This window comes from Pseudomonas agronomica (assembly GCF_025917275.1).
In the GTDB taxonomy this organism is placed as follows: domain Bacteria; phylum Pseudomonadota; class Gammaproteobacteria; order Pseudomonadales; family Pseudomonadaceae; genus Aquipseudomonas; species Aquipseudomonas agronomica.
Genome location: NZ_JAOSHO010000381.1, coordinates 1 through 4,937, shown reverse-complemented (window position 1 = coordinate 4,937; position 4,937 = coordinate 1). Strand labels below are relative to the sequence as shown.

Sequence of the window (4,937 nt, the reverse complement as noted above, 5' to 3'; positions counted from 1 at the left end):
TGTGGGAGCGAGCCTGCTCGCGAAGGCCGCACCGCGCCATACCGGAATAAACATCGAACGCCGCCCCTTCAGCAATGGTCTGCTCCCTATACGTGTCCGCTCAACGAACAAGGAGACGCCGCATGTCATCGATTTCCAATCAGCGCATCGTCCTGGCCTCTCGCCCCGCAGGCGCGCCAACCGCTGAAAATTTTCGCCTTGAACACATGACGCTGCCGGATCTGGCGGAGGGGCAAATCTTGCTCAAGACGCTGTTCCTGTCGCTGGACCCCTACATGCGCGGGCGCATGAGTGACGCACCGTCCTACGCGGCCCCGGTACAAATCGACGAAGTGATGACCGGTGGCGCCGTCAGTCGCGTGGAGCGCTCAATGCACCCGAAATTCCAGGAAGGCGATCTGGTGGTGGGCGCCACGGGTTGGCAGAGCCACTGCATCAGCGATGGGCGCAATGTCATTCCAATCCCCTCAGGATTGCCCAGCCCTTCGATGGCGCTGGGGGTGTTGGGCATGCCCGGCATGACCGCCTACATGGGGCTGATGGACATTGGCCAACCCAAGGCGGGAGAAACCCTGGTCGTGGCGGCGGCTTCGGGCGCCGTGGGCTCTGTGGTGGGGCAGGTGGCCAAGATCAAAGGCTTGCGCGTCGTGGGCGTGGCCGGCGGCGGCGAAAAATGCAAATACGTGGTCGATGAGCTGGGCTTCGATGCTTGCATCGACCACAAGAGCGCGAATTTCGCCCAAGAGCTGGCTCGCGCCTGCGACAAGGGCATCGACATCTATTACGAAAACGTCGGTGGAAAGGTCTTCGATGCAGTGCTGCCTTTGCTCAACGCCAAGGCGCGCATTCCGCTTTGCGGCTTGATCGCGTCCTACAACGATCGTCAGCCACCAAGTGGCCCTGATCGCCTGCCGCAGCTACAGCGCACCCTGTTGACCAAACGCGTGCGCATCCAGGGTTTCATCGTGTTCGATGACTATGGTGACCGCCAGCCGGAGTTCATCAGCGCCATGGCGCCCTGGGTGCGCGACGGCCGGGTCAAGTTCCGCGAAGACGTCGTCGACGGACTGGAGAATGCGCCACAGGCGTTCATCGGCCTGCTGGAAGGGCGCAATTTCGGCAAGTTGGTCGTGCGGGTGGCACGCGATTGAGTATTTGACGCTAATCGGAGGCGCGGGTATAAACCGCGTCTCGTTGTTATGTCGGACGTTTCCTCGATGAGCTTCAGCCCTTTGATCCGCCAACTGATCGATGCCCTGCGAACTTTGCCAGGCGTGGGTCAGAAAACCGCCCAGCGCATGGCATTGCAATTGCTCGAGCGTGATCGCAGCGGCGGGTCGCGCCTGGCCCAAGCGTTGAGCCAGGCCATGGAAGGGGTAGGGCATTGCCGCCTGTGCCGGACCCTGACCGAAGACGACCTGTGCCCGCAGTGCGCCGACCCGCGCCGAGACGACAGCCTGCTTTGTGTAGTGGAAGGGCCGATGGATGTCTATGCGGTGGAGCAGACTGGCTTCCGTGGTCGTTACTTTGTGCTCAAGGGGCATTTGTCCCCGCTCGATGGCTTGGGGCCTGAAGCCATTGGCATCCCGCAGTTAATGGCGCGGATCGAGGAGGCCGGCACGTTTACCGAAGTCATCCTTGCCACCAACCCGACGGTAGAAGGCGAGGCCACCGCGCACTACATCGCTCAGTTGCTGAGCAACAAAGGCCTGGTCGCCTCTCGCATCGCCCACGGCGTGCCGCTGGGCGGCGAGCTTGAATTGGTGGACGGCGGGACGCTGGCGCATTCGTTTGCGGGGCGTAAGCCGATCGCGTTATAACCGCCACACAACCTCCTGTGGGAGCGAGCTTGCTCGCGATGGCGGTGGATCAGTTGATACTTATACTGGCTGACACACCGCTATCGCGAGCAAGCTCGCTCCCACAGGGTTATTCGTTGTTTGGAGGTTATTTTTCGCTGAGCGAAAACTGCGTCAGGCAGAACGTCGGGATGCCCATGTCTTCCAGGCGCTGGGAGCCGAGCAGCTCCGGCAGGTCAATGATCGCGGCTGCTTCGTGGACCTTCGCGCCCATGCGGCGGATCAGGTTGGCGGCGGCGATCAACGTGCCGCCCGTGGCGATCAGGTCATCGAACATCACCACCGAATCCCCTTCGCACAAGCTGTCCGCGTGGACTTCCAGGAAGGCTTCGCCGTACTCGGTCTGGTAACCCTCGGCCAACACGTCGGCAGGCAGCTTGCCTTGCTTGCGAAACAGCACCAAGGGCTTGTTCAACTGATAGGCGAGGATCGAGCCAATCAGGAAGCCGCGCGCATCCATCGCGCCGATGTGCGTGAACTCGGCCTCGACGTAACGGTGGGCGAAACTGTCCATGACCAGCCGCAGGGCCGTGGGTGACTGGAACAACGGTGTGATATCGCGAAAGATCACGCCTGGCTTGGGGAAATCGATCACGGGGCGGATCAGGGATTTGATGTCGAAGGAGTCGAAGACCATCGTCGAGGTGTCCTGGCTGGCTGCAAACGCGGCAGTATAGCGCGGCGAGGCGAAAGCCTCAGCCGCGCAAGCGCATCAGCCTTCGACCGAGCCGCCGGCCAGGGCGCAGAGCTGGATCGGATCAAGGATATGGATTTCCTTGCCTTCGGCGGCGATCAATTCACTCTGCTGGAAGCGGGTGAACACCCGGGACACGGTTTCCACCGCCAGGCCCAGGTAATTGCCGATTTCGTTGCGCGACATGCTCAAGCGAAACTGATTGGCCGAAAACCCACGGGCACGGAAGCGCGCCGAGAGGTTGACCAGGAACGTCGCGATGCGCTCGTCGGCGGTCTTCTTCGAGAGCAACAGCATCATTTGCTGGTCGTCGCGGATCTCCCTGCTCATCACCCGCATCAACTGGCGGCGCAGCTGCGGCAGCTGTATGGCCAGTTCATCCAGGCGATCGAAGGGGATTTCGCACACGGAAGTGGTTTCCAGCGCCTGGGCCGAGACCGGATGGCTTTCGGTGTCCATGCCGGACAGGCCCACCAGTTCACTGGGCAGGTGGAACCCGGTGAGCTGTTCTTCGCCACCGTCGCTCAGGTTGAACGTCTTCAGGGCGCCCGAGCGCACGGCGTAGACCGAGTCGAAGGCATCGCCCTGGCGGAACAGGAACTCGCCTTTTTTCAAGGGACGTCCCCGCTTGACGATGTCGTCCAGCGCGTCCATGTCCTCCAGATTCAGCGAAAGTGGCAGACAGAGAGGGGCCAGGCTGCAATCCTTGCAATGGGCCTGGTTGTGAGCGCGCGATTTGACTGGCTCGGACATTTCTTAAATCCTTGTGGGAAAAACACACATTAGACGTAAGGGTAACCCAGCGCACACACTCCGGCCAGTGCAGCGTTACCGTCAAATTGTCGCGCTCAGATGACTCGGGAAAACCGCTGGCGGTTTTGCTGCTCCAGATAGGCATCGAACACCATGCAGATCGAGCGCACCAGCAGGCGCCCGGCAGGCAAGATCTGGAGATGCGTATCCGTCAATTCGATCAGGCCATCGTCGGCCATGACCTGCAACTGCGGCCATGACGATGCAAAATAGTCACGGAAATCGATGTTGAAGCGTTGCTCGATTTCGGCGAACGCCAGGATGAAGTGGCAGATCAGTTGCTGGATCACTGCTCGACGTACTCGGTCGTCGGCGTTGCACACCAGCCCGCGACTGGTTGCCAGTTGCCCATCGGCCAATGTGTTCTGGTAATGGTTCAGGTCGCTGCTGTTCTGGCAGTACAGATCGCCGACCTGGCTGATGGCCGACACCCCTAGGCCGATCAGGTCGCAGTGACCATGGGTGGTGTAGCCCTGGAAGTTACGCTGCAACGTCGCTTCTTCCTGAGCGATCGCCAGTTCGTCGTCGGGCAGGGCAAAGTGGTCCATGCCGATGTAGCGGTATCCGGCGGCGGTCAGTTGTTCAATGGTGCCTTGCAGCATGGCGAGTTTCTGCTCGGGGTTTGGCAGGTCCAGGCTGTTGATGCGCCGCTGGGGCATGAAGCGTTCCGGCAGGTGGGCGTAATTGAACACCGAGAGGCGGTCCGGTTGCAGATTGATGACTTCCTCGACGGTGCGCGCGAAATTGTCCGGGGTCTGCTTGGGCAGGCCGTAGATGAGGTCGATGTTGATCGAGCGAAACTGCAAGGTCCGCGCGGCTTCGATCACGGCACGGGTTTCTTCCAGGCTTTGCAGGCGATTGACGGCGCGCTGGACGGCCGGGTCGAGGTCTTGCAGGCCGACGCTGACCCGGTTGAAACCCAATTCCCGCAACAGGCCCATGGTCGACCAGTCGGCTTCGCGAGGGTCGATCTCGATGCTGTAGTCGCCGGAATCGTCGTCCATCAGGTTCAAGTGCTGGCGCAGCTTGGCCATCAACTGGCGCAGCTCGTCGTGACTGAGGAACGTCGGGGTGCCACCGCCCAAATGCAGTTGTTCGACGCGCTGGGCGGGGTCGAGATGGCAGCCGATCAGCTGGATTTCCTGCTCCAGGCGTTGCAGGTAGGCGTGGGCGCGACCGCGGTCCTTGGTGATGACCTTGTTGCAGGCGCAGTAGTAGCAGATGTTCGCGCAAAACGGCACGTGCACATACAGCGATAGCGGCTTGAGCGCCTTGCGGCTGTCGCGCAGGGCGTGAAGCAGGTCGAACGAGCTCACCTGGCTACCGAACTGTGCCGCGGTCGGGTACGAGGTGTAGCGTGGTCCCGCCAGGTCGTAGCGGCGGATCAGGTCTGAGTCCCAACGAATGGCGTCGAGCATGCGGGCGTTCCCCGGATAGGCTGGCATGGTCGGGAGTCTATGGGGGCGTGGGAAGAGGGGTGTTGATTTGCGTCAACGGCGCATCAGCAGCCGTCGAGGGGCGACGTCTGTCCAGACCACTCAAGACCCGTGGCGAGGGAGCTTGCTCCCGCT

5 protein-coding genes are annotated in these 4,937 nt (G+C 61.5%); 2 read left to right on the top strand and 3 right to left on the bottom strand.

Annotation, left to right across the window (positions count from 1 at the left end):
• Positions 1-122 precede the first annotated feature (122 nt).
• Positions 123-1,151 carry an NADP-dependent oxidoreductase gene (locus tag OC610_RS21050; protein ID WP_264430452.1) on the top strand — a complete coding sequence of 343 codons (1,029 nt, stop codon included), beginning with the start codon at positions 123-125 and terminating at the stop codon, positions 1,149-1,151.
• A 66-nt stretch (positions 1,152-1,217) separates the two neighbouring features.
• Positions 1,218-1,820 (top strand): recombination mediator RecR, encoded by a 603-nt coding sequence (recR, locus tag OC610_RS21045; protein WP_030140891.1) that lies wholly within the window; start codon positions 1,218-1,220, stop codon positions 1,818-1,820.
• 127 nt (positions 1,821-1,947) lie between these two features.
• On the opposite strand, the gene OC610_RS21040 is transcribed toward recR, so the two are convergent.
• The 3 genes from OC610_RS21040 to hemN all read right to left on the bottom strand — a co-directional run bounded on the left by OC610_RS21040 (position 1,948) and on the right by hemN (position 4,784).
• A complete protein-coding gene (locus OC610_RS21040; protein ID WP_003183509.1) occupies positions 1,948-2,496 on the bottom strand; it encodes an adenine phosphoribosyltransferase in 549 nt (182 codons plus the stop codon).
• 75 nt (positions 2,497-2,571) lie between these two features.
• On the bottom strand, positions 2,572-3,306 hold the full coding sequence (gene fnr, locus OC610_RS21035) for a fumarate/nitrate reduction transcriptional regulator Fnr (RefSeq protein ID WP_264430451.1): 735 nt from the start codon (positions 3,304-3,306) through the stop codon (positions 2,572-2,574).
• A 95-nt stretch (positions 3,307-3,401) separates the two neighbouring features.
• Positions 3,402-4,784, bottom strand: coding sequence for an oxygen-independent coproporphyrinogen III oxidase (hemN, locus tag OC610_RS21030; RefSeq protein WP_264430449.1), 1,383 nt, complete (start codon positions 4,782-4,784; stop codon positions 3,402-3,404).
• Positions 4,785-4,937 lie beyond the last annotated feature (153 nt).

Bases quoted from the DNA above. Each gene is read 5' to 3' on its own strand.
- OC610_RS21050 (WP_264430452.1), top strand. From the start codon at position 123: ATGTCATCGATTTCCAATCAGCGCATCGTCCTGGCCTCTCGCCCCGCA.
- OC610_RS21040 (WP_003183509.1), bottom strand. From the start codon at position 2,496: ATGGTCTTCGACTCCTTCGACATCAAATCCCTGATCCGCCCCGTGATC.
- recR (WP_030140891.1), top strand. From the start codon at position 1,218: ATGAGCTTCAGCCCTTTGATCCGCCAACTGATCGATGCCCTGCGAACT.
- hemN (WP_264430449.1), bottom strand. From the start codon at position 4,784: ATGCTCGACGCCATTCGTTGGGACTCAGACCTGATCCGCCGCTACGAC.
- fnr (WP_264430451.1), bottom strand. From the start codon at position 3,306: ATGTCCGAGCCAGTCAAATCGCGCGCTCACAACCAGGCCCATTGCAAG.